The organism is Paenibacillus kobensis NBRC 15729 (assembly GCF_004000825.1).
In the GTDB taxonomy this organism is placed as follows: Bacteria; Bacillota; Bacilli; order Paenibacillales; family Paenibacillaceae; genus Paenibacillus_T; species Paenibacillus_T kobensis.
This window is the reverse complement of the sequence record NZ_BILZ01000005.1, coordinates 96,109-119,343: the sequence shown is the minus strand read 5'-3', so window position 1 is coordinate 119,343 and position 23,235 is coordinate 96,109. Positions and strand designations below refer to the sequence as shown.

The 23,235-nt window shown below is 48.1% G+C and carries 22 protein-coding genes; 18 read left to right on the top strand and 4 right to left on the bottom strand.

The features are described 5' to 3' along the window. Window positions 1-3: 3 nt before the first annotated feature. The 8 genes from PKO01S_RS05255 to PKO01S_RS05220 all read left to right on the top strand — a co-directional run bounded on the left by PKO01S_RS05255 (window position 4) and on the right by PKO01S_RS05220 (window position 7,625). Window positions 4-801 carry a carbohydrate ABC transporter permease gene (locus PKO01S_RS05255; RefSeq protein WP_127530338.1) on the top strand — a complete coding sequence of 266 codons (798 nt, stop codon included), beginning with the start codon at window positions 4-6 and terminating at the stop codon, window positions 799-801. Between the two features lie 48 nt (window positions 802-849). Then, complete coding sequence (locus tag PKO01S_RS05250) at window positions 850-2,190, top strand: ABC transporter substrate-binding protein (RefSeq protein WP_127530262.1); 1,341 nt, start codon at window positions 850-852, stop codon at window positions 2,188-2,190. A gap of 886 nt (window positions 2,191-3,076) precedes the next feature. Then, on the top strand, window positions 3,077-4,147 hold the full coding sequence (locus PKO01S_RS05245; protein ID WP_127530261.1) for a hypothetical protein: 1,071 nt from the start codon (window positions 3,077-3,079) through the stop codon (window positions 4,145-4,147). Between the two features lie 25 nt (window positions 4,148-4,172). After that, window positions 4,173-4,433: a hypothetical protein gene (locus tag PKO01S_RS05240; RefSeq protein ID WP_127530260.1), complete on the top strand. Its 261-nt coding sequence runs from the start codon at window positions 4,173-4,175 to the stop codon at window positions 4,431-4,433. 139 nt (window positions 4,434-4,572) lie between these two features. Next, window positions 4,573-5,652 carry a hypothetical protein gene (locus PKO01S_RS05235; protein WP_127530259.1) on the top strand — a complete coding sequence of 360 codons (1,080 nt, stop codon included), beginning with the start codon at window positions 4,573-4,575 and terminating at the stop codon, window positions 5,650-5,652. Between the two features lie 45 nt (window positions 5,653-5,697). Next, window positions 5,698-5,994, top strand: a complete 297-nt coding sequence (locus PKO01S_RS05230) for a hypothetical protein (RefSeq protein WP_127530258.1) — start codon at window positions 5,698-5,700, stop codon at window positions 5,992-5,994. A 27-nt stretch (window positions 5,995-6,021) separates the two neighbouring features. Then, window positions 6,022-6,336, top strand: coding sequence for a hypothetical protein (locus tag PKO01S_RS05225; protein WP_127530257.1), 315 nt, complete (start codon window positions 6,022-6,024; stop codon window positions 6,334-6,336). Window positions 6,337-6,611: 275 nt separating this feature from the next. Further along, window positions 6,612-7,625, top strand: a complete 1,014-nt coding sequence (locus PKO01S_RS05220; RefSeq protein ID WP_127530256.1) for a cysteine peptidase family C39 domain-containing protein — start codon at window positions 6,612-6,614, stop codon at window positions 7,623-7,625. A 125-nt stretch (window positions 7,626-7,750) separates the two neighbouring features. On the opposite strand, the gene glgP is transcribed toward PKO01S_RS05220, so the two are convergent. Next, entirely contained in the window at window positions 7,751-9,925 is a 2,175-nt protein-coding gene (glgP, locus tag PKO01S_RS05215) for an alpha-glucan family phosphorylase (protein ID WP_127530255.1), read from the bottom strand. Between the two features lie 276 nt (window positions 9,926-10,201). Here glgP and PKO01S_RS05210 point away from each other — a divergent pair, with 276 nt between their 5' ends. The 8 genes from PKO01S_RS05210 (at window position 10,202) to PKO01S_RS05175 (ending at window position 16,944) form a co-directional block, all read left to right on the top strand. Continuing rightward, window positions 10,202-10,567: a DUF3147 family protein gene (locus tag PKO01S_RS05210; RefSeq protein WP_127530254.1), complete on the top strand. Its 366-nt coding sequence runs from the start codon at window positions 10,202-10,204 to the stop codon at window positions 10,565-10,567. Window positions 10,568-10,580: 13 nt separating this feature from the next. Next, a complete protein-coding gene (locus PKO01S_RS05205; RefSeq protein WP_127530253.1) occupies window positions 10,581-10,949 on the top strand; it encodes a DUF3147 family protein in 369 nt (122 codons plus the stop codon). A gap of 91 nt (window positions 10,950-11,040) precedes the next feature. Further along, window positions 11,041-11,337 carry a hypothetical protein gene (locus PKO01S_RS05200; protein WP_246070441.1) on the top strand — a complete coding sequence of 99 codons (297 nt, stop codon included), beginning with the start codon at window positions 11,041-11,043 and terminating at the stop codon, window positions 11,335-11,337. Window positions 11,338-11,467: 130 nt separating this feature from the next. After that, a complete protein-coding gene (locus PKO01S_RS05195; protein ID WP_127530252.1) occupies window positions 11,468-11,926 on the top strand; it encodes a GAF domain-containing protein in 459 nt (152 codons plus the stop codon). 75 nt (window positions 11,927-12,001) lie between these two features. Then, window positions 12,002-12,652: a response regulator transcription factor gene (locus tag PKO01S_RS05190; RefSeq protein ID WP_127530251.1), complete on the top strand. Its 651-nt coding sequence runs from the start codon at window positions 12,002-12,004 to the stop codon at window positions 12,650-12,652. Further along, a complete protein-coding gene (locus PKO01S_RS05185) occupies window positions 12,645-13,757 on the top strand; it encodes a PAS domain-containing sensor histidine kinase (RefSeq protein WP_127530250.1) in 1,113 nt (370 codons plus the stop codon). Before PKO01S_RS05190 ends, PKO01S_RS05185 begins: the two co-directional genes overlap by 8 nt. A gap of 277 nt (window positions 13,758-14,034) precedes the next feature. Beyond that, the gene (locus PKO01S_RS05180) at window positions 14,035-14,745 is read left to right on the top strand and encodes a Crp/Fnr family transcriptional regulator (protein WP_127530249.1); all 711 of its coding nucleotides are present in this window, start codon (window positions 14,035-14,037) and stop codon (window positions 14,743-14,745) included. A gap of 114 nt (window positions 14,746-14,859) precedes the next feature. Continuing rightward, window positions 14,860-16,944, top strand: coding sequence for a transglycosylase domain-containing protein (locus tag PKO01S_RS05175; protein WP_127530248.1), 2,085 nt, complete (start codon window positions 14,860-14,862; stop codon window positions 16,942-16,944). A gap of 501 nt (window positions 16,945-17,445) precedes the next feature. Here the strand turns inward: PKO01S_RS05175 and PKO01S_RS05170 are convergent. From PKO01S_RS05170 to PKO01S_RS05160, 3 genes are all read right to left on the bottom strand, one after another. Continuing rightward, window positions 17,446-18,942 (bottom strand): glycoside hydrolase family 43 protein, encoded by a 1,497-nt coding sequence (locus PKO01S_RS05170; RefSeq protein ID WP_127530247.1) that lies wholly within the window; start codon window positions 18,940-18,942, stop codon window positions 17,446-17,448. A 107-nt stretch (window positions 18,943-19,049) separates the two neighbouring features. Beyond that, a complete protein-coding gene (locus PKO01S_RS05165) occupies window positions 19,050-20,597 on the bottom strand; it encodes an MDR family MFS transporter (protein ID WP_127530246.1) in 1,548 nt (515 codons plus the stop codon). 19 nt (window positions 20,598-20,616) lie between these two features. Next, the gene (locus PKO01S_RS05160; RefSeq protein WP_127530245.1) at window positions 20,617-21,237 is read right to left on the bottom strand and encodes a TetR/AcrR family transcriptional regulator; all 621 of its coding nucleotides are present in this window, start codon (window positions 21,235-21,237) and stop codon (window positions 20,617-20,619) included. 386 nt (window positions 21,238-21,623) lie between these two features. Here PKO01S_RS05160 and loaP point away from each other — a divergent pair, with 386 nt between their 5' ends. Continuing rightward, the gene (gene loaP / locus PKO01S_RS05155) at window positions 21,624-22,208 is read left to right on the top strand and encodes an antiterminator LoaP (RefSeq protein WP_127530244.1); all 585 of its coding nucleotides are present in this window, start codon (window positions 21,624-21,626) and stop codon (window positions 22,206-22,208) included. A gap of 159 nt (window positions 22,209-22,367) precedes the next feature. After that, window positions 22,368-23,234: a 4'-phosphopantetheinyl transferase family protein gene (locus PKO01S_RS05150; protein WP_164779486.1), complete on the top strand. Its 867-nt coding sequence runs from the start codon at window positions 22,368-22,370 to the stop codon at window positions 23,232-23,234. Window position 23,235: the final 1 nt, after the last annotated feature.

The window sequence follows — 23,235 nt, the reverse complement described above, 5'->3', positions numbered from 1 at the left end:
CATATGCTGCTCATTGTGTTCTCCCTCCTCATGCTGTATCCGGTCATCTGGTGGGTGGGCGCTTCGCTTAAGACGACGGCCGAGATGAGCTCGCCTGCCATCTGGCCTTCCACACCAATGTGGGAGAACTTCTCCAAGGGCTGGCAGTTCTCGCCGGAATTCACTTTCGGACGGTTCTTCCTCAATACGCTCACGATGGAATTCTGGAACGTGCTGGGCGGCGTTCTCACTAGCGCGATCGTCGCATACGGCTTTGCCCGTCTGAAATTCAAGCTTCGCGGGATGTGGTTCTCGATTCTATTGCTGACGATGATGCTGCCGGGGCAGGTGACCATCGTTCCGCAGTATATTCTCTACAATAAGCTGCACCTGATGGACAGCTACATTCCTTTAGTTCTCCCGCATTTCTTCGGCGGCGGCGCCTTCTTCATCTTCTTGCTCGTACAATTCATTCGGGGCATCCCACGGGAGCTAGATGAAGCGGCGAAGATCGACGGAGCGTCCGTATACGGCATTTTCTTCCGGATCGTCTTGCCCCTAATCAAGCCCGCATTGGTGACCGTAGCGATCTTCACGTTCATCTGGAGCTGGGACGACTTCTTCGCGCAAATGCTGTACTTGAACTCGGTCAGCAAATTTACGGTCGGTCTGGCTTTGCGCATGTACGTGGATCAGTTCGAAATCCAATGGGGCAGGCTGCTCGCAATGTCGCTGCTCTCGGTTGTGCCGTCCACAATATTGTTCTTCTTCGCCCAGAAGCATTTCGTCGAGGGAATCGCAACGACCGGATTAAAAGGATAACAACATGGCAATTCCAGCCTCCAAATATAAGGTAAAGGGGACAAGAGAATGAAGCAAACAAAGAGTCTTACCAAAGGATTTACGGTATTGATGCTTGCGGCGATGGTAGCATTGACGGCTTGCGGCAGCGGCGGTTCGGACAAGGAAGAGTCGAGCACTTCGAGTACTTCGACCGATAGCGGCAAGAGCAATTCCAAAGCTGCTGCGGTGAAGCTCAAAATCATGTGGCAAGGATCGGATATCCGGCATCAGGCGATGCTGAAAACCCAGGAAGTGTATACGAGTAAGAACCCATCGATTACGTTCTCGCCTGAATACATGGCATGGGACGATTATTGGAAGAAGCTTCCGACATTGGCCGCATCCCATTCGATGCCGGATGTCCTTCATATGGACGGGGCGTATATTCAAGAATATGCGACTAGAGGCACCTTGGAGGATCTATCCGATATCGATCTCACCGGCGTCATTGACGATAAGGTGTTGGAGAATTTGAAAATAGACGGCAAGCTGTACGGCATTCCGATCAGCCGCAATGCGCAAGGCATAGCGTTCAATAAGGAAGCGCTCACGGCTGCCGGCATCGAGCTGCCGAAGAAAGATTGGACGTGGGACGACTATTTCAACTTTGCGAGAAATGCTCGCGCCAAGCTTCCGGCAGACGTCTATCCGATCAGCGATTCGGACACGTGGGACTTCTATCAGTACTATCAGACGGCGAACGGCAAAGGTCCAATCATTCAAGAGGACGGCAAGAAGTTTAATCTGGACAAAGAGCTGTTCATGAAGTACTACGGCATCTATGCGGATTTCAGGAAAGAAAAAATCGTTCCTCCTGCGGACATGGTCAGCGCATTCAAGGAGAACGATCCGCAAGCGGACCCTATGGCAAGCGGCAAAGTCATGACGCGCGGTGCGACAGTCGGATCGGTGGGCGCGTTGGAGCAGTTATTGCCGGGGAAAGTAGACGTCGTCAACATTCCGGTCGGACCTGCAGGAGGCGGATGGGCACAGCCGACCATCTTCCTGAGCGTAAGCACCGATTCCAAGCATAAGGAAGAGGCGAAAGCCTTCATCAAATGGTTCGTGACGGAGAAGGAAGCCGGCGAAACGTACGGCCTGAACTTCGGCATCCCGATCTACGACGAGATCTACACAGCGCTCGAGCCTACCTTGCAGCCGAAGGATAAGCTCGGCAAAGCGTTGTACGATACGGCGCTGGATAAGGCGCTGCCGTTCTACCCGGCTGCAGCAGGCTGGACGGAGTGGGTGGACAACTACAAGAAAACGATGGATGCCGTGATGTTCGGGCAGAAGTCGATTGAAGCGGCTTATAATGAGATTTCTAAAGCGGGGAATGCGATTGCGGAGAAGCAGGGCGGGAAGTAAATTGATAGGTTCATTAAAAGGCGGCAAACCTGACTGGGTTTGCCGCTTTTTTAATCTGTGTATCGAGAGCACTAAATTGTTTGGGGTAATAGTAAATTTAGAGAGCTAAGATGCTGAAGCAGATGCAGCTAGTCCCTTTGAGACTTCTTCGATTCTTCCCAGGCTAGATACTGTAAGAGAGATGAAGGGAAGAACATCCTATCATTGAATTTTCGGTCTATGTATTTTCTTAACCTTCGCTTAATAAACTTGTTCGCATCAACCAGCTTAATATGAAGGCAATCATTACGGGGGGGTTCTTTTCTTCTTGAAAATAATACTTTAGCTACAAGAAAGTCCTCGACCTGTGTCACTGGATTATTTTGAATCTGTGTTACATAGTCTGTGAGATTATTGGTAATTCCAAACCGAGCCAAAGCCTTTTCGATATGATTTTGATTAAAAATCCGGTTTGGTGAGAAGCTTCCAGTCTTGACTTCGCAAATAACCGCGATACGGCTATTCTTATCCAGATACTTAAAAATGTTAGTTTCGTCCCAGTCAGATGGCTGTCCTCCAACTTCCTCGTACACATGCGGAAGTCTAATGCCGAGAAGATCTGAATCTGAAGTTCTATCTTCGTTGAGTTGAGATGAATGAAGCACAAAGTTGTCTATAATAAAGAATCCATTAAATCTTAAATACCAATATACTAGTTCCTCACCATAATTAAGTATAGCTGCACACCTCGCTAAAAGAGTTAATATATTTTTTGATGTTCATAGCTGTAAATGCGGCCATTGGGACTTTTGTGTTTGATTTACAGTAGTCTATAATTTTATCATTACAGGCTTTTCACATCTAGTGCATACATAGATGTGTGTTTGGTTAATTAAGGGGGGCTAAAATGATATTATTTAATAACAATCGTTTAGAGGTTTATAACTATATTGTTCATCATTTTTTAGAAACGGAGATTTTCAATGGAGATGAAGACGAAGAGATTGGAGATAAACTTGAATTAATACTACCTAAATATTTATTCAGAGAACAATATCATAAATGCATCAAAATCTTTGAGGAATTATATAGATGGACAGAAGATAAGTTTTATCACGAGATGAGTGCATTTCACGAGTTAGCTTTGTATAGTTTTATTGAGTATTTAGCAAATATGAAAGAGGATATGGAGGAATTTAATAATATTTATTTTGATGATAAATGTCATTCATTAATTAAGGAAGCTAGTCAATTAGACTTTAACGAATATAATGATATGTCTTTGGAAGAGCATAAGGATAATTACTATAATCTTTTTTATTATTCAGATGATTTATTCGAAGATACCGACTTTTTATTAATTGATAAATTATATAATAGACGCAAGCTTGGTAATACTAAATTTGAAGATCTTCTAGGTATCAATATTGACTTTTATTACAACATTTTACCATTAGATATTCAGAATGAATATAGAACCAGCCATATGACGCTTTCAGGTGAAGTCTCTACAATGCTTGATTATATTGAACACAGATTAAATTATAGCAATTTATATAAATTATTTTGGGAAAATAATACGCCAGTTTTAGAGGATCGAATACAATTAATTCTAGAGAATATTATGGATGCGTATTTTTATAATGAAGAAATTGATATTACTAGAGAAGCTTTATTAGGGAATGGTAAAGTAGATTTTAAACTGTATAGAAATAAAAATGAAGATGAAAAAGTATTAATTGAAATTAAAAGAGCAAGTAGTTCATATTTGAAAAAGGGATATGAAAAGCAACTGACAGATTATATGCTGTCTACTAAGTATAAAAACGCATTTTATTTAATTGCATGCTTTACTGATAGTGAGATTGAAAAAACAAAGCAATTTATTAGAAATCATGTCTATACCGATACGATACAACTATATATAAATATATCCATATTAGATTTACGTAAGCGTAAGACTGCTTCTGTTCTATAAATTATAGTATAGAGGAGTTTTATTCATGAGAAGTGCTAAAGAAACAGGCAACTTTCCGTATACTGTAAGTACAGTTTGTTATTTTGAGGTAGATAAAAACGGTAATGTGTCGCAAGTTTATCATAAAAATAAGTCGGATAGGACGAAGCTTCTGGAAGCCTATCATAGGGTGAATAATAAAACCACGACGTTGTATGCTGTGTGGCCAGGTAATTGGAGTAGTGATCTGTTTATAATTGATGACCTTGATGCTTTTGCAAAAGCATTTAACTTTTTGATCGATTAATCTTGAATCTACGTTACATATGAATTTTGTGACAGAGGTGTTAATTGCAAGGGGAAATTCATTATTCTGAGATGGTTTGGTTGTGAAGAAGACGCAATCCCTGCAACATGAGATTACTTGCTGAAGGAGTCTGGCCGGAATGTACAAGTCAGTCATGAAGAAAGCATTGCTATTGCTCGGAATTCTATCATTGGCCATTCCTGTTAACGCTGCTCTAGCAGCGGATGTTACGAGAGACCGCTATTACTCCGAGTACCTGCCCGACAACGTTAACGATCCTAATTTCAGTGTATCTAGCGGTACGACGACTTCAAGCAACTGGACGGATTTCTTGCAATACAGAATGAATTGTTATGGATATGCGACGCAGTTCTACCGAATCGGGAGCTTATCCAGCCCTTACAAACAACAACCAGGCGAATTCAGAGTTACGGCCAACGCCGGTTCGATCAAATCGAATGTGGTATTAAACTCACCTGCAACCTCGATCAACAATATTGTTGCGAATATGGGCTACGATGCTAGTCGATACGGGTATTCGATCACGGAATATACGGTGCCCGCGAACGGAATCGTGGAACAGTTCACAGGGTCGAAGCGGCTTATCGCTCTAGTTACCGGCAATACGGATTATCATTATTATATGCAGCACAGCAACGGTACTTGGTCGCATAAACCGGGATATTCTCCCGTGACGAATCTGTCCATCGATGATCAAGTTCCATTGACGAACAGCAATATGAATGCGAAGGCGAATCAAGGCATCTACGCGGGCGGAAGCAAGAAGTTTCTGCTCATCACCAAGCATGCGGTTACCGATTATCCTCACGGGGACGACGCAAGAGATGCGAACGGCAAATTGTTATCAACCAGCCAGATTCCATTCTATTTCGCCGATGCAGCAGGGGAACAGCGTGTAACGTCTTCCGCAATGCCATCCGATAGATCCATTGCAGGACGATTCGATTTTAGAAGTGATTACGATGTATTCTACTTTACGTCTCCAACTTCCCGTTATTATAAAATTACAAGTACGAGCAATGTAGATATGGATGCCGCGTTCTATATCGGTGACAGCAGTACAGCCCTTGCAACGGATGCGAATGCGGGAAATATTAGTATAACCGTGTGGGTTAACGCTGGTGAAACCTTGTATACGAAGATATTCAATTATAATAAGACATTGGCGGATTACACATTAACAAGTCAACCGCAATAAGAGCCTGCAGCCATGGACTCCATGAATGGAAAGGGAGTGGATAGTTTGAACATTTCGAAGTCTAAATTGATGGTCATCGTTCCCATCGCAGCCATTATAGTAGCCGCAACTTCCGCTTATGCAGCTTTTGGCTCGAATCTGGATATTAATGTGTTGAGTGCTTCTAAGAATGCAGAGCTGATCAAGGAAGAGAAGGTCCAATTGGACAAGCTATTAAAAGACGAATATCCGAAACACGGGAAAACGTATTCCCCATCGGCAGAAGCGAAGACGGGTCCGACGGTAGATGTTACGGATGGTTCATTCGTTGACTCAGATAAGACGAAGAAGGAGATCGATTAGCTGCCGGCTGACAAGAAGAATGCCTATATGAATTTGCAGAAGAAAGGCGAAGCGAATTTTGGCGCATATAAAAGAGGGCTGAAAGAGCTCACGAAGCAATTGCCTGCCGATGCCAGAAGAATGACGCTGAATGAAGTGAAACAAATCGTTGCGGAGTATGACTTCGTTCAAGCGGTTGCCGAATTGGACAAGACGTTCGGAGCGCCGGATTTCGAGGGCGGCAGCGGAGTAACGATGAAGCAATATTGGCTGGATGATGAAGGCAGCAAGAAAATATCGGTTATCGTAGAACAAGCGGAAATCTACTATGAAGACGGGAAACAGACAGAATTGCTCAACTAGCCCTCACATCTATGTACAATGCGGCTGCAATCGGTGCGGATGACGGACATTTCCATCAGGCTCCCCGATCTTGCAGCCGCAGTCGTTTCTACACGAACACGATTCTCCTTCCCCCCAAGCGACCTCATTAATACTTCTCACTCTCCCATAAAACTAACAAGGATTTCCATCATTCCCCATCGAAGTATTACCTACCTCAATCTAACAAGGAAACAATCTGATGGCGTTTGCACAAAGGAATGCTCTATTAAATCCACAATAGCAGGAGGTATCATGTGGTTACGCATTTGTTAACTCCCCCGATTATTGATTCGCTTCCGCAATACTCGTATCCGCTCTCGATTTTATCTGATCCGGCCCAATATGAGACATTCATCATAGACCATTTTATTAACTTGAAAGCAGATAACTATAACAATGAGGTCGCGGTGCTCGATTATTGTGAGAACAGTTTCTTAACTTTTTCCATGTTCGAGGAATCAAGTCTTCAGTGCTATAGGGCTGATGTTACGGATGAAATAACGGACTTTGTCATATCGAAGCTGGAAGAGGGTTATTGCGTTTTTTTGCATGTCGATGAGATCTACCTTTCATTTAGTATTGCTTATAAGACAAGAAACTTTGGGCACGGGATCATGGTACATGGATATAGCAAAGAGGATTCTGTTTTTTATGTGGCGGGATACAATCAGAACAATAAGTTGTCCAGTCATGACGTTCCTTTTGTAGATCTCGCACAATCCTATAATCATATGGGGAAGGTTCTTGAACAGAACAGGCAGGTCGAATACCTTTCCAAAGTGTTTTTAATAAAAAATAATCATAAGAAGCATGCTGCCGACGTCTTATTATTAACAAATGCCATTTCGGATTATAGGCAGTCCATCAATACAGTGCATCATTATCCCCGCGATTATGATACCGAATGCGAAACTGTGTTTGGTCTGGATATTTACGATTTGTTAATCAGCCACTTCACCCTTGCGATGGAAAAGGACATCATGCTCCTCCTTAAAAACTCATACCTATTAGCCGAACATAAGAGAATGATGTCTCTCCGGTTAAAGCTGCTAGCGAAGCAAGAAGGACTTGATTTGACTGTCATTCAAGAACAATACACGTCTATCGAAAGAATGAGCGACCAATTATTAATGCTCCATATTAAGGGTCAACTTACTAATGATAAAAGGGTTATACCCAAAATCGTACATTTGCTTGAGGAAATAAAAAGGGAAGAAACGAAAGCGTTAGACTCGCTGATTGCGGTGCTCCCATTGATTCGGTCTTAAATCGTGGCGGCATCCTAATATCCCCTTCGGTCAACGGCGTCGAATTCATTCGGACATGAACTCGTTCTCACTGTTGTCCGCAAGGGGATATGTTCAACTGTTCATATTAGCGGGAGGGACTATCCCTACCCCCAAGCAGCCAGCTCCATCTCGAAATCATTGGCGAAATCAGGGCTGATCGGCGTGACCCGTACGTTCACGTTCGCATCACGGATATTGATGGGAATGTCGCATGAAATGCCCTCATAGATGTACAATCCTTTAGCTGCCTGCTGAACCGGCTCCAGCTTCGCCTTCCAGATGCCGCGGCGGCCGTCGGAGCCGACGGCTTCCACGCGAACGTCCTTGTGCCAGATCGCGCCGAGATCAATCTCTGCGATGAAGGTGGTCTTGTTCAACCCAATCCGGCTGCTAGAGTTCTCTAAGATGTCGACTTTCCGCACATGGACATCTGACCAGTTGTTGCGGATGAATTGCTTGTAAGCAGCCACTTTGGACGCGACCTCCAGGTTGTCTGCGATGAACCGCGTTCCCCTTGCAGCCGCAGGGACATAGATTTGGTGCCAGTAATCGCTTACCATCCTGTGGGTGTTGAACACGGGAGCGATCGAGCAGATGGACTCCTTCATTCTACTCACCCATTCCGTCGGGACTCCGCGTTCTCCTTGCTTATAGTACAACGGAACAATCTCTTCCTCGAGCAGTTGGTAAAGCGTATGGCTGTCTTGCTGGGCTTGGTAACCCGGTTCGCTGTTCGTGACGCCCTCTATAGCCCAGCCGTTCCGCTCATTGTAGCCTTCTACCCACCAGCCGTCGAGTACGCTGCAGTTCAACACGCCGTTCATGGCAGCCTTTTGTCCGCTCGTACCGCTCGCTTCCATCGGTTTCACGGGCGTATTGAGCCACACATCGACGCCTTGGACCAACTTCTTCGCCTTATCCATCGCATAGTTCTCTACGATATATACGCGCCCCTTGAATCGATCCTCACGGGATAACTCCACGATTCTCCGGATCAGTTCCTTGCCCGGTTCATCCGCGGGATGCGCCTTGCCAGCGAAAATGAGGCAGACCGGCTGCTGCGGATCGCCCAGAATACGTGCAAGCCGCTCGAGGTCACTGAAGATGAGCAGTGCCCGCTTATAAGTCGCGAACCGCCTGGCAAAGCCGATGATCAACGGCCCTTCGCCGGACAAGGCAAGCGGCAGGCCTAACTCTTCTATCATCTCCGACTTCGCGTGCTGATGCACTTTCCATAGTTCAATGGCGGGGATATCCTGAACCGCATCCCATACGTCCGCCTCTTCCGTGCGTACAGCCCAGTCGGACGGGAGGTGGCGGTCGAACAGATTTTTCATCCCGTCTGCAAGCCACGTCCCGATGTGGACCCCATTCGTAACCGAATCGACGGGAATGTCTTGAATCGGGATATGCGGCATCCACTGGTGGAACAGCTCACGGGTCACCTCGCCATGCAGCTTGCTCACACCGTTCACTTTCGACGAGGTACTGACTGCAAGCCGCGTCATGTTAAAAGCGCCGTCCAGGCGGCCAAGCGACAGTATCCGATCCCTGTCCGTTCCGAGCTGCCAATAGTAGCCGCCGAAATACCGGTCCATCATCTCGATCGAGAAGACGTCGTGCCCGGCAGGAACGGGGGTGTGCGTCGTAAAGACCGTGCTTGCTTTGACGGCTTCGAGTGCCGTCTCGAACGGTACGCCTTCGGCAGACAGCTTGCGGATGCGCTCGAATGCCAAGAAAGCGGAATGCCCTTCATTCATATGCCAGACGTCCGGCTGAATGCCGAGCGCTTCGAGCAGCCTTGCCCCGCCGATGCCGAGAATCATCTCTTGGCTGATACGAACATCCTGATTGCCTGGATAGAGGGTATCGGTCAACCGCCGGTCATCATCGCTATTTCCTTCAACGTCCGTACTAAGCAGGTAAACCGTAACGGAGCCGACCTGAACGGACCATGCCTTCGCATACACTTGTCTTCCGCCTATCGACACTTCAATGACGACAGGCCGTTCTTCAGCATCCATCACAAGCCGAACGGGGTAGATGCTGGCCTCCAGATCGACATCGGGATAAAGCTGTTGCTGCGTGCCATGCTCGTTAATGTGCTGTTGGAAATAACCTTTCTTATAAAATAAGCCTACGCCCGTAAGCGGAATATTCAGGTCAGCGGCTGCCTTGATATGATCGCCTGCTAATATGCCAAGGCCGCCGGAGTAAATGGGTAAAGATTCGTCAAGTCCGAACTCCGCCGAGAAATAAGCCACACTGCCATTTGGCATTCTCCCACCTCAATTTCGCGAAAATTGCGCAAAGCCATGTAAGCGCCTGACTTGATGCCCTAACACTATATGCCGGGCTTCGGTACACGTGCCTATGGCAAGCAGGAGCCAAATCTGTAACATTATTAATCACGTGATAACCTTAAAAAAATGAGCAACATTGTGATCCCAATCACTGTCTTGTTCTCGAATCGGACGTAAGATGCAGATAGAGCTTGAGTTTTTTATCTTTTAATTCAAGTGAAAAAAATCACAAACTACAGAGGAGAGTTCACAATGGTTCATATATCGCTAATCGGCATTTTGCTGAGGTTTATACTCGGCGGCGGGGCAGTTGTGGCCGCGTCCGTCATTTCTAAAAGAGCAGGCGGATCAATTGGCGGCATTTTTGCTGCATTTCCTGCCGTTTTCCTAGCTGCCATGCTAACGATTCGTCTCGATCATTCCGGGAGCGATTTGATCTTGCGGTCGATCGACTTGTCCCAAGGCGCGTTGATCGGTATGGGGATCAACGTGATATGTGCATTGGCGGTAGGTGCCTTATGTGCCAGTAGAGGATGGAAGAAGGGGTTGTCCTTATCCGTGTGCGGGTGGTTAATTGTCTCGGTCACCATTTCTTATGTCATATTCGCAGCTGATTGAAAGGGGCTTGATTATGAAGACAAGAGAGTTGCTGCTTCGTTTTTTGCTTGGCGGACTTGCGGTGGTGCTTAGTTATATCGCCTCTATTCTTCTTCCGTGGAGATCATTAGGCGGCATATTTGCAACGTTCCCCGCTGTAATGGTGGTCGCCGTATTGATGGTTGGGATAAGCCAAGGCTCCAAGAGAGCCTCGGAAATCGCAAATGGTTCCGTGTTTGGCATGGCTGGCTGCGCGGTGTGCGTCGGCGTTGTTCTGTCATCGCTGCATCTTACCGGGTCTTGGTGGTTTAGCTTATTGGCAGGTTTAATTAGTTGGTTTGGCAGCGCATATTTAATCTATAAGCTGCGGGGAATAATGCAAGTAAGATTTTCGAAGAAGTAAATATTCGAATCGGACTGTTCGTGTGATTTTCCTCATAGTCAGGCTTTCTTCTTTTATGGTCAAATACATCTAGAATACGAAGAAGCGGGGAATGGGAATGGATTTTGAAGCCGCAATAAAGCCGTTCTGCGGGAAAGCAGTTGAAGTTCATATCGAGGATTTGGCCGGCCAGGATCCGATTGCGCCTCCTCGCACATTTGAGCTGCTTCGCGTCAAAATGGTCCCGGAAGGCACTCACTTGAAATGTTACATGAATTTGACGCAGCATATTTCGATTCCGGTCTTCACAATGGATTGTACTCGATTAGAGATTAACGGGCTAAATGGAACCCGGTTTATCTCGGAGGATCATAAGAGCCAGCTGGTCTATACCTTAGTGTGGAAGTAGCTCTCAACTCATTACGAAATCCATACTAGCGAGAACCCTGATTGTTTATTCAGGGATATCCCTGACATACAAACCTTTGATCTGAGGTTACAATAGGAATACAAGGTTTAGCGGGAGGCCTGAAGTTATTATGGCTGACATACATGAGGTTGAAAACAGATTGCAAATGATAAAGATCCGCACCTCCAGCGATTTTATCGGTTTGGGCTTATATGATCGAAGCCGCAAGCGGCGGAACGATTGGTTAATCGTACTCGGGAATAGAAGCTCCAAATATAAGCTGATGAGGCTCAAGGCCGGCCAAGGCATCGCGGGGACTGCGATTCTCACGGGGCGTCCTGCTATAGGTCATAGGAATGCCGAGGATTCGGCCGGACATTGTCCCGTCATGTTAGCTGAGGGTCTTGCATCTGCAGCAGCTTTTCCTATCATTCGAGACCATGGTGTTCAGGGGGTCTTAATGTTAGGGAATAGAGACGAGCGCAGCTACTCGAATGAAATGATAAGTGCCCTTGAAGAAAGCGCTCAGGAGCTGGGGGAAGTCCTAGTTCCTTATTCTTTATATGCAGAAACTGAAGGATCTCATTGATGGGATTCTTTTTTATTTGTATGATAAATTGTAGGATGTAGCAGGCCGAATCTAGTATGGAAGGACAGGGCTGCAATGATAAAGCTATTAGTTGTGGACGATCATGCAGTAGTACGAAGCGGTCTAAGAATGCTCTTGGACGGCAAACAGGATATTGAAGTTATCGGCGAAGGCGCCGACGGGAATGAAGGGATTCGTCTAGCTTTGGAGCTGAGCCCCGATGTCGTATTAATGGACTTGAGTATGCCGCAGGGGAAGGACGGTTTAACCGCGACCAAAGAGTTGAAAGAAACTGCGCCTCATATCGCAGTATTAATCTTAACGATGCATGACGATGACGAGTATTTATTCCGAGCTATCCATTCGGGAGCATCGGGTTATGTGCTGAAGAGCGCACCGCATGATGAACTGATTACCGCCATCCGTTCGGTTGCCTCCGGCGATGCCTATCTTTATCCAACGGCGACGAAACGGCTTATGAACGAATATATGGAACGAATGCGAAACGGGGATGCGACGCCAATCGAGACTTTGTCCGAGCGGGAGAAGGAGATCGTATCGCATGTGGCTCTCGGGTACAGTAACAAGGAGATTGCGGAGCAGCTTATTATTAGTGTGAAAACAGTCGAAACGCATAAAGCGAATATTATGGAGAAGCTTGGATTGAAGACTCGGCCTGAGCTCGTAAAGTATGCCATGAAGAAGGGATGGCTCAATTATGAGTGATGCTAAGCTCAAACCAAGTGACATCATCGCCGGCAATGTGGAGACGTTATTGCAGCAATTAGGTAGTGCTGTTGAGAACGCCGCAATAAGGGAGGAGCTTAAGCAATCGCTTAAGCAATTGGCGGATCTGAAGTTTGCGCTCGACGAATCCTCGATTGTTGCGGTGACGGATCGTAAAGGTAAAATCCAGTTTGTTAACGATAAGTTCTGTGAAATTTCGAAATATACGCAGGTTGAGTTGATTGGTCAGGATCATCGTATTATCAATTCCGGCTATCATGATGCCGCCTTCTTTCAGCAGCTGTGGACGACAATATCAGCCGGTCAGGTGTGGCGAGGAGATATAAGGAATCGGGCCAAAGACGGCGGTTTATACTGGGTGAATACAACAATTGTTCCGTTTGTTGATCAAGATGGAGTGCCTTATCAATTTCTTGCCATACGTAATGAAGTAACCGAGCTGAAACGTGCGGAAGAAGAATTGAAAATGCTAATGAAGCAAATGATGCAAATTCAAGAAGAAGAGCGCAAACGATTCTCAAGGGAGCTGCATGATGGCATTGGCCAAAGTTTATTCTCTCTTCTTATTCAAGTGGACCGTATGCTATACGATAAGCAGGATGATCATGAGCTTAAGGCAGTTCGCAGCCATGTATCGCAAATTATAGAAGATATCCGTGGCTTGGCCTGGGAACTGCGTCCTTCTGTTTTGGACGATTTGGGGGTTGTTCCGGCTATTCGCACTTATATTGATAACTATTCGGAGCATTATGGTATTCGAGTCCAGTTTGATTCCACCTTGCGTACTCGATTGCAGCCGGAGAAAGAGACCGCGATCTATAGGATCATCCAGGAGAGCTTAACCAATATCGGTAAGTATGCGAACGTTGACGAAGCGTTTGTTACGATTCATGCAACGCCCGATCAGGTGGAGGTCAGTATCAGGGATTATGGCACAGGATTTGATCCGGTTGTTCGATCGAAGGGTGTCGGCCTATTCAGCATGGAAGAGCGTGCACGGATATGCGGAGGAAAGCTTGCCGTTGCATCGGGGATTGGAAAGGGAACGGAGATTACGTTTGTTTTACCGAGCTATCCGGCATGAATTCTTAATCGTTCTGCATTAGAAAGCAGCCTTCGTACGGTGTTCAACCGGACTGGGGCTGTTTTTAATTTGCCCGGCTGGGAAGTGGCGCGAGCAATCCTCCTGCTAATATAAGGGATATCCCTGACGAACTTATGAGGGGGTCTATCGTGTGATGTATCTCACTTTCTAAGCAATTCGGCAGACATAAAGATCAGCGTACTCCCCGATGGTTCATGCATGCGAAACGAGATATGATGAATACATCGCAAAACATGATCGGTAGGGGGAACAACAGATGGAAGTAACGAAGCAAAGGGCAGAGGGATTGGTTCCGATTCTTTCAGCTGAAAGTTTTGAGAAATTGGAACGGATTATGTATATCAAATCGATGGGAAAGGGATCCCGTCTCTTCTGGGAAGGGGATCCGGCTGCTAAACTTTACTTTATTATCGAGGGCCGCGTGAAGACGACGAAGGAAACGGATAGCGGGCGGACGCTAACCTTATATCTTCATCAAAAAGGTGATCTGATTGGTCAGGTGGACCCGTTCAAGGACTCCGTTCACACTTTTAGCGCGGAAGCCACCCATGATTGTACGGTAGGCATTATTCAACGCAGCGACCTTGAAGCCCTTCTGTGGCAGAACGGGGATCTTGCCGTAGAATTCATGAAATGGATGGGCCTTATGCATCGATTAACGCAAACCAAATTTCGGGATCTCATGCTGTTCGGCAAATCGGGGGCGTTGTGTTCCTTGCTCATTCGGCTAAGCAATTCATATGGGATCATGAATAACAATGGCATTCACATTGACCTTAGAATTAACAACAGCGAAATGGCGGACATGATCGGCTCCACTCGTGAAAGTGTGAACCGTATGCTCAGCGACTTGAAGAAGGAAGACGTGATCGAATACCACGATGGTCATGTCGTGATCAAGAACCTCGAATATCTTCGAACGGAATGCCATTGCGAGAACTGCCCGAAAGAAATTTGCCGAATGTAACCATGGAACCGCCCTTTAAGCAGCCACCTGCTTTTTCGTGATGACTGACTCAAATCACTAAGCGCCTCCGAATACTTATCTGTGTAACTTGATGTAACTTGGAGGGCTTTACAGATGATAGCGACAACCAGAACCCGCAAACGCCGCGGGGCACCTTGGAGAAAAATAACGGTCGGAGCGGGAGTATGCTTGCTTCTGCTCATCCTTTCTTGTTGGATAGGCCTTCGCGTGCTGGTGGCACAGCAAGACGTTGCGCTGCTTGAGAAGCCGCTGCCTTCCGCTACAATCTTGTATGACGAGAAAGGGCAGGAAGCCGTGACCATTTCCCTGAACGAGATCGAGCCCGTTGCCTTTGAAGAGATACCGAAGTCTCTGATCAACGCGGTGGTGGCGGTCGAGGACCGCCGATTTTTCGAGCATCAGGGGATGGATGTGTGGGGAATTGGCCGGGCCTTAATCCGTAATGCAGCAGCAGGACATACGGTGCAAGGCGGAAGCACCATCACTCAGCAGCTTGCGAAAAATGTATTCTTATCTCATGAACGAACATGGCGGCGGAAGTGGAACGAAGTGCTGCTGGCCGGCAAGATCGAGAAGCAATACAGCAAAGATGAAATTATTACGATGTACTTGAACCAAATTTATTTCGGCGAAGGAGCCTGGGGAATTAAGCGTGCCGCGGACGTCTACTTCGGCAAACCGGTCGAACAATTGACGGTGGCCGAATCGGCTCTGCTGGCGGGACTCGTCAAAGCTCCTTCCGTCTTGTCTCCTTATAAACGTCCCGAGAAGGCGACCGAGCGTCGGGATACGGTATTAGCGCTTATGAAGGATCAGGGGTTGCTCGAGAAATCGGCGTATGAGTCAGCGGTGAAGGAACCGTTAACACTTCGGGATTCCAAACCGAACCGCTCGGAAGCGATCCGTTATCCGTACTATACGGACCAGGTAATCCGCGAAGCCGTGGAGGAGTACGGATTGACGGAGAATGATGTGCTGCATGGCGGATTGCGGATCTATACGGCGCTCAATCCGGATATGCAAGAAGCAGCGGAACGTGTTGCGGGAGAGGATCAATTGTTCCCTGCAAGCATGCACGACGCGCCGGTACAGGCCGGTGCGGTACTGGTTGATCCTCGAACCGGCGGAATTAAAGCGCTCGTGGGCGGAAGGGGCGCACAACCTTTTCGCGGCTTTAACCGCGCTGTGCAATTAAAAAGGCAGCCAGGTTCCACGATGAAACCGATAGCGGTATACACGCCGGCACTGGAGAATGGATATCGTCCCGATAGCCGAATAACGGATGAACCGGTCCAATTTGGCGATTACGCGCCGAAAAATGCCGACGGGCAGTTTCATGGCGAGGTATCGATGTATGAGGCGCTCATTCACTCCTACAATATTCCGGCAGTGAAGATGTTGAATGAACTCGGAATTGACCAGGGCGTAGAGGCCGCGACTCGGTTCGGCATTCCTCTTACATCGGAGGACCGCAATCTCGGGCTCGCTTTAGGCGGCTTGAAGAGCGGGGTTTCTCCACTTCAGATGGCCGAAGCGTTCGGTACGTTCGCAAACGACGGGATTCGAATGGATGGCCATGCGATCTTGCGCATCGAGTCGGCTGACGGGACCGTTATTGCGTCAAGATCCGGCGATGCCGAGCAGGGGACTCGCGTTATTGCTGAAGACACAGCTCGAACGATGACAGCAATGTTAAGGGGAGTCGTAGAGGACGGGACTGGCCAGGCGGCTGCAATCGAAGGACGAGAAATTGCCGGCAAGACCGGCACGACCGAGATGCCAGGCACCGGAGGGGCAGGTGCCATGGACAATTGGTTCGTCGGCTATACGCCGCAACTGACGGGAGCCGTATGGCTAGGCTACGACAATCCGAAGACAGATGGTTATTTAACGACTACTTCAAAGGCAGCCGCAGCTGTATTTCAAGCATTAATGAGCGAAGCGCTGAACGGACTGCCTGCAGAGCGTTTCCCTGTGGCCAAAGGATTGAAGTTGGACAAAGGCGCTGGCATTAAGGAAGACAACCGCGGCCAAGCGAAGAAGAAAGACAAACATAATGAGAAAGAAAAGGGCAAAGGAAAAGAAAAAGAGGGCGAGAAGGAGAAGAAAAAAGGGAAGGACCGAGAGGAAGGCAAGAAGGGCAAGCACGACGAAGATAAACAGCATGACAGAGATTAACGGGGATGGCGGCATCTCTCATGACATCGGGAGAGGTAAGAGGCTGCGAGCGTCCGGATTGTTCATTGCATAATGTGCAATGAAATAATGAAGAGATAAGCGCGAAAAGTGTTTCATTGTATTCTATACAACGGACAGAGTGGCTTAACCGCCAAATCGCTTTCATACTGCATCCATCCGCACTTATCTATTGTACGTTATGCAACGAACTCACTCGTTACATACAATACGAGGCTATTTCATTGTATGGAGTACAATGAGGCCAACAGTAGTTTCCCTCGAGTATTAGCGAAGTCGCCGTCGAAGATAGCCGCAGTATGAGTATGCATGGGGCTGTCTCAAACCCTAATTATGCTTTTTGAAACCCCCGCTTAGAACTGAAATTTTTCGAGAAAAAGGACCTCAGCCTCCCACTCTGCAGTGGAATCTGAGGTCCTTTCGTGTGTAAATGGGGACGTGCTCATATCTTGCGAACACTGTTGAGACAGCCTCATTAGGAAACTATTGATATTCACATACAAAGCTAGAGAATTGAGCTTCGGCATCCTCGTGAACGGCATACAAGCCGATGATGACGCCCGTGAATCCGCCAGCCACTTCGGATGACAGATACTTCGTCTGTGCCGTGCCAAGCTCCAAGCTCTGACCATCATCGAGTTGGAACGAGAAGGTGTAGCGCTCATGACTTGCCTCGACGAGCAGCTGTACTTGTGAATTCGTACCGATCGGCACCGTTTGTTGCACATGTTTAATGTCACCGATGTTCAGACGCAGAATGACCTCGTACTGGTCGTCCGCGTGGCGGATCGCGAAGTCGTAATGATGATTCTCGTCCATATACAAAGTGATGCCGGCTTCGCCGCTCTGCGTCAGCGCAACGTTGCAAGCCACGCTGGCGTTAAAATCTTTCTGGCGAATGCCAATAAACGTTGGGGAGTCTGCTTGATCGAGCGTTACTTCGGTTCCCGTAAGCGTGAGACGATCGTTGTGAAGCTTGTAGTTCTGATCATGCGGATGACGAAGGTAACACCAATCGATAGCCCAGGTTGTATTCTCAAATGTATAAACCTTTTGTTCTTGCTGAACAACATGCTCCGGAATCCGGTTGGTCTCGAAGGAAGTCACCGTCGTTCCGTTGTGGCCAGCCGTAAACCATCCATCTTCACGGAACGTAACCGGGGCGAGGAACACTTCCCGTCCGAGATGATGGTAAGGAATCCACTTGCCGATCTGACGAAAACCGAGATGGAAGATCCACCAGTTTCCGCCTTGGTCTTGGATCAGGTCGCCGTGTCCGACGGCTTGAATTTCGTACCCGCCTAAATTCCGGTTGGTCAGCACCGGGTTGTGAGGGTAAGGTTCAAAAGGTCCATGGAGCGACTTGCTTCGAGCATATGTCACCATATGGCCAAATTCCGTACCGCCCTCAGCTGCCATCAAATAGTACCAGCCATTCATGAGGTACATATGCGGGCTCTCAAGGAAACGGCCGCCAGTCCCTTGCCACAGCGGACGGCTTGGCGTCAGCTTTTGTCCGGTAACTATGTCGATCTGGCATTGGAGGATCACGCCGCGTCCATTGTCGTCCGAGCCATTGCTCATGAAGTAGACTTTACCGTCTTCAAAATACAGATCCGGATCGATGCCTCCCTGATCGATATAGATCGGTTCGGACCATTCTCCATAAATATCGTCCGTCCATACAAAGAAATTTTGGCGAGTCGTATCATTCGTCGTCGTCATATAAAATCGTCCATCGTTGTACCGAAGGGTTGGAGCGAACACGCCGCCCGAGCTGTTTACTTTATCGAGCATAATCTGGCTTCTCCGGGTTAGGGCATGCCCAATCGGCCGCCAATTGATCAGATCTTTGCTCTCGAACAACGGGACGCCAGGAAAGTATTGCATGGAGCTGCAAGCCAAATAGTACGTATCGCCTGCTTTGCAAATGCTAGGATCCGGATAAAAGCCTTTAATGACAGGGTTAGTAATTTGCATGTTCCACCTCGAACGAAAACGTTTTAGTAGTCATTATTCGTTCATTATAGTGGGGGCAAATCGAATAATCAATCCTATCGGCTGTAAGAATGCTGCCGGGTTATTAATTAGTGAAGCGAAGAGGTGCTGCTGCTTTGCTCTGCATGACCTGACACCTTCTTCATATACCGGGCGCGGCCCATGAACGAGGCGGCGGCAATGCCAACGAGAGCGGCAATGACGAGAAACCAGAAGCCAACATGGATGGCGTCGGCAAGCACGTTCTTCATCATCGCGACGACCGCGGCAGGAGCCTTTCCTTCCGATTGCAGCAGCACCTCCGGATTCGATAACAGCTTGAGCTGATCCGGCGGCAATCCGAGCTGTTGGATATGGCTGTTGATCGAAGAAGTCATATGCCGGTTGACCACCGCGGCCATTATAGCGGAACCCAGCACGCCGCCTACGTTGCGGGCGAACGTCACCGTCGAGTTCGCGACGCCCTGGAAACGCGGATCGACCGATGTCGAGACAGCGGTCTGGGCGATCGGCATAAGAATGCCGATTCCAAGTCCAATCAACGCCATGTCGCTGCGGATCGCCCATTTGTCGGCTTCAAGCGGCAGCAGCGTAATAATATAAAGTCCTGCACCGGCAATCACCATCGACAGCAGGGCAGAAGCGCGCCATGTCAGCATGCGCATCAGAATGGACGATAATGAAGCTCCTGCCATTACCGCCAGCATCATCGGAGTCATCGCGTTACCCGCATCCGTTGCATCGCCGCCCATTCCGCCTTGCACGAAGATCGGGATGTACAGCATTGCGCCGTACAACACAATGCCTTGTACGAATGTAACGCTGGCCGTTCCGGCAACGGTACGGTTCTTGAACATGCCAAGCGGCAAAATCGGTTCAGCAGCCCGGCGTTCGACGAGCAGGAATGCCGTCAGTGCGACAGCCCCTAGCGCGAATAGTCCGATAATTTCCCAAGAACTCCATGCATAGTTCGTGCCTCCCATTTTGAGTGCAAGCAGGAAGGATACGGTGGACGTTACGAGCAGAACTGCGCCGGTATAATCGATCTTCAGCCGTATCGTCTTATCCGGTTTCTTCTCCGTCATCGCCAAGCCAAGCACGATTAGAGCGACAAGCCCGAGCGGCGCGTTAATAAAGAAATTCATTCTCCAGTCCCAGTTGCTGGTGATGAAGGCTCCGATGCTCGGCCCGAGCACGGACGACATGGCCAGCACGCTCATGAACAACGCCTGAACGCGGGCAATCTTCTCGATCGGCATGAGCGTAAAGAGAAGCGTAAAGGTGTTGGCTGCCATCATGCCGCCGCCGATTCCTTGCAGTCCGCGGAATGCGATCAACTGCGCCATCGATTGCGAAGCGCCGCATAGGGTGGAGCCAATCAGAAATACGAGAAGACCCGTCATATAAAAGGCTTTGCGGCCGTACATGTCGGACAACTTGCCTACGATCGGCATAATAGCCGTCGATGTCAGCATATACGCCGTAAAGACCCACGAAATATGCTCCAGTCCACCGAGCTTCTGCACGATCGTCGGCAGAGCGGTCGACACAATGGTCTGATCGAGTGAGGCCAAGAACAATCCGACAAGAAGCGCCCCTAACGTCCAATACAACCGTTTAGGACTCAAAGTTTCCATCTTCCACCTCTGTAACCGGTTATTTTTTGATTCCCGTAAAAATAATCAACAGTGCCTGCTCGACAAGCGCGGGCATCTCTTCCTCTGGCTGATGGCGCTTCGCAAGCTCCAGCATCGCTCCGGCAACGCCGCCCCAGAAGGTCTGCGCGAGCAAGGACGGATCGGCCTCAATCAGGCGGCCGCAGCGAATGCCTTCCTCGACCGTACGCTGGAGCGGGCTATGGATGATGTCGCTGAACTGTTGATACAAGGTTTGCGCCTGCTCGCCGAAGACTAGCGGCATATCGTTGAGCATGTTGCGGTACAGGAAGATGCGGCGGGGCATCGTCACGGCTGTTTCGAGATAAAATCTTGCATAACGTTCAAGCCGGATCAGCGGTTCTTCGTCCGTCAGCAACGAATCGCTGACGTAGTCTCTAGCCGCTTCGAAATATTCCAGAAACATCCCCTGGAACAAATCCATTTTATCTTTGTAGTAGTAATACACGAGAGCGCGGGAGATGCCGGCTTTCTTGGCGACGTCACCCATATCCGTACCTTGCAGCCCCTTCTCCAAATAGACCTCGGAGAACGCTTTGCGAATCTGTTCGATACGTTCCTCGCGTATTTTCTCATGCTGTTCCTTCGAGCGTGGCGACATTCGGCCTTGCACTCCTTTCTTGAATTGACACGAGTGTCAGTGAACAAAGTATATCTTTTGGCTGACATGGGTGTCAATGTAAAAAATACAATTGGTGCTGTCCTCCTATTCCGGTCTGACAGACGAGGCAGATGAAGAGAATGCTTCTCACGGCATCGTCTTCGTTCTATCGTTTGTCGTCGAAAGTTGGAAGGGTCTGTAAAATATGAGTCCATTATCATAGGCGCATCCTTTGCTTTTTAGGAAGGACATGATCATAAAGAAGCAGGGAAACAGGATAGTTCAACGGTCTGTTGGAGGCTTGTGACGTTTGGTATATGATGAGTAAATTGACACCCTGTTTAATACATTATTGATCCTGTTTAATACATTTTTGGAGGATATATATGGGCTGGTACGTTTTATTTGTTCGAAACGGCAGCGAAGACCGAGTGAAGTCTTCTCTTCAACGGCTATTCTCCGGAGATCTATTAAGGTGCGTCGTACCTAAGAAGCAAATTTCGGAACGAAAAGCCGGCCATATCGATCTCGTCGAAAGAGTGTTGTTCCCTGGCTATGTGTTTATTCAGACTCAAATGAATTACGCCACGTACTATATCCTTCAGACCAACCCATATATTTATCGGCTGTTGAATTATTGCGGCCGTAAGGATTTAATACATCATCATCAAGATTCGGATCACCCAGAGGAAGTTGAAGAGCAATATTTTAAACAAGTGCCGGAAGAAGAGATCAGCCCTATATTGGGACTGCTTGATCATGACGATGTCGTGGAGAATTCCAAGGTCTACTTCGAGAACTCGCGCATCAATGTGGTTTCGGGCCCGTTAACTGGAAAGGAAGGGATCGTTAAGAAGGTCGACAAACGTAAACGGCGGGCGAAGGTCAGCCTGAATTTATTTGGCGGGGAGCGGACGATTGACTTAGGGATTATCGTGTTGGAGCCGGATAGGAATCACAGCCTTGAATAAGGTTTGCCTATGCCTATAATAACTGCAAGCTGTATAACCGATGTTTCGGCACGTTGTACGGGTTCCGGTTGGAAATATGAAGAAATTGTAGTGCTTCATTATAGGAAGCATGAAAGGGCGAAGCTATGCTCTGTTGCGATTCCGATGAATAGGATGGCCATGAAGACTAGACATGCAGATGTCTTGTCTTTTTATTTTACCGGGAAAGGATTGTCGCTCATCGTTAACGTTAGCGAACCTGTCGAGAACGCGTATTTCTATACCGATTCCATTGCTTTGAGATCAGCGGAAATGGAAGAGAAAGCGGTCATCAGCTTCTGCCATCAGCGAAGCTTTCGGGCTAAGGACGGCTCTCACGATACGTCCTTTCTGCATGATCTTGAGCAAGGTTATTATAGCAAGCTGGAATTCGAGAGAAGGAAGGCTAGCTACTTATTGGGGCGATATGCCGCCAAGACAGCGGTCGCTGTATTGGCGAACGTTCCCGATCCACGTGAGATCGGCATCGGCAATGGTGTTTTTCAACAACCGGTCGTACGATGCCCTTCTCCCAACGTGCAGGCCAGCATTTCCCATAGCCACGAATGGGGTGCTGCGTTGGCTTTCTCTGAGGGCATCATGGCGGGAATCGATATCGAGAGACGAGAGAGCAAGCACAAGACGGTATTCGAGAACCAGCTATCGCAAGGGGAGCAGCAGCTGTCCGCCCGGCTGCCGGACCCGGAAGACGGTGCACTGCTGCTCTGGACGGTGAAGGAATCGTTGTCCAAAGCGTTAAAAACAGGTTTCACCGTTCCGGCAGAGCTGTTCGAGGTTCAGTGCATCGAGGCTGGGGAGTCCTGTTATATCAGTTCCTTCGTGCATTTTCCCATTTATAAGGCACTATCTTTTTGGCTGGAAGATTACAGGTGCTCGATCACGTATCCCGGTAATGTCGAGCTGTCAATCGATATTAACCGGCTCAGGAGACGGTTCGCTTCCATCCAGAACCAGAATCGATTACTCATCGGAAAGGAAGATCGGTAAT

Bases quoted from the DNA above. Each gene is read 5' to 3' on its own strand.
- PKO01S_RS05255 (WP_127530338.1), top strand. From the start codon at position 4: ATGCTGCTCATTGTGTTCTCCCTCCTCATGCTGTATCCGGTCATCTGG.
- PKO01S_RS05250 (WP_127530262.1), top strand. From the start codon at position 850: ATGAAGCAAACAAAGAGTCTTACCAAAGGATTTACGGTATTGATGCTT.
- PKO01S_RS05245 (WP_127530261.1), top strand. From the start codon at position 3,077: ATGATATTATTTAATAACAATCGTTTAGAGGTTTATAACTATATTGTT.
- PKO01S_RS05240 (WP_127530260.1), top strand. From the start codon at position 4,173: ATGAGAAGTGCTAAAGAAACAGGCAACTTTCCGTATACTGTAAGTACA.
- PKO01S_RS05235 (WP_127530259.1), top strand. From the start codon at position 4,573: ATGTACAAGTCAGTCATGAAGAAAGCATTGCTATTGCTCGGAATTCTA.
- PKO01S_RS05225 (WP_127530257.1), top strand. From the start codon at position 6,022: ATGAATTTGCAGAAGAAAGGCGAAGCGAATTTTGGCGCATATAAAAGA.
- glgP (WP_127530255.1), bottom strand. From the start codon at position 9,925: ATGCCAAATGGCAGTGTGGCTTATTTCTCGGCGGAGTTCGGACTTGAC.
- PKO01S_RS05210 (WP_127530254.1), top strand. From the start codon at position 10,202: ATGGTTCATATATCGCTAATCGGCATTTTGCTGAGGTTTATACTCGGC.
- PKO01S_RS05205 (WP_127530253.1), top strand. From the start codon at position 10,581: ATGAAGACAAGAGAGTTGCTGCTTCGTTTTTTGCTTGGCGGACTTGCG.
- PKO01S_RS05200 (WP_246070441.1), top strand. From the start codon at position 11,041: ATGGGAATGGATTTTGAAGCCGCAATAAAGCCGTTCTGCGGGAAAGCA.
- PKO01S_RS05195 (WP_127530252.1), top strand. From the start codon at position 11,468: ATGGCTGACATACATGAGGTTGAAAACAGATTGCAAATGATAAAGATC.
- PKO01S_RS05190 (WP_127530251.1), top strand. From the start codon at position 12,002: ATGATAAAGCTATTAGTTGTGGACGATCATGCAGTAGTACGAAGCGGT.
- PKO01S_RS05185 (WP_127530250.1), top strand. From the start codon at position 12,645: ATGAGTGATGCTAAGCTCAAACCAAGTGACATCATCGCCGGCAATGTG.
- PKO01S_RS05180 (WP_127530249.1), top strand. From the start codon at position 14,035: ATGGAAGTAACGAAGCAAAGGGCAGAGGGATTGGTTCCGATTCTTTCA.
- PKO01S_RS05175 (WP_127530248.1), top strand. From the start codon at position 14,860: ATGATAGCGACAACCAGAACCCGCAAACGCCGCGGGGCACCTTGGAGA.
- PKO01S_RS05170 (WP_127530247.1), bottom strand. From the start codon at position 18,942: ATGCAAATTACTAACCCTGTCATTAAAGGCTTTTATCCGGATCCTAGC.
- PKO01S_RS05165 (WP_127530246.1), bottom strand. From the start codon at position 20,597: ATGGAAACTTTGAGTCCTAAACGGTTGTATTGGACGTTAGGGGCGCTT.
- PKO01S_RS05160 (WP_127530245.1), bottom strand. From the start codon at position 21,237: ATGTCGCCACGCTCGAAGGAACAGCATGAGAAAATACGCGAGGAACGT.
- loaP (WP_127530244.1), top strand. From the start codon at position 21,624: ATGGGCTGGTACGTTTTATTTGTTCGAAACGGCAGCGAAGACCGAGTG.
- PKO01S_RS05150 (WP_164779486.1), top strand. From the start codon at position 22,368: ATGAAGACTAGACATGCAGATGTCTTGTCTTTTTATTTTACCGGGAAA.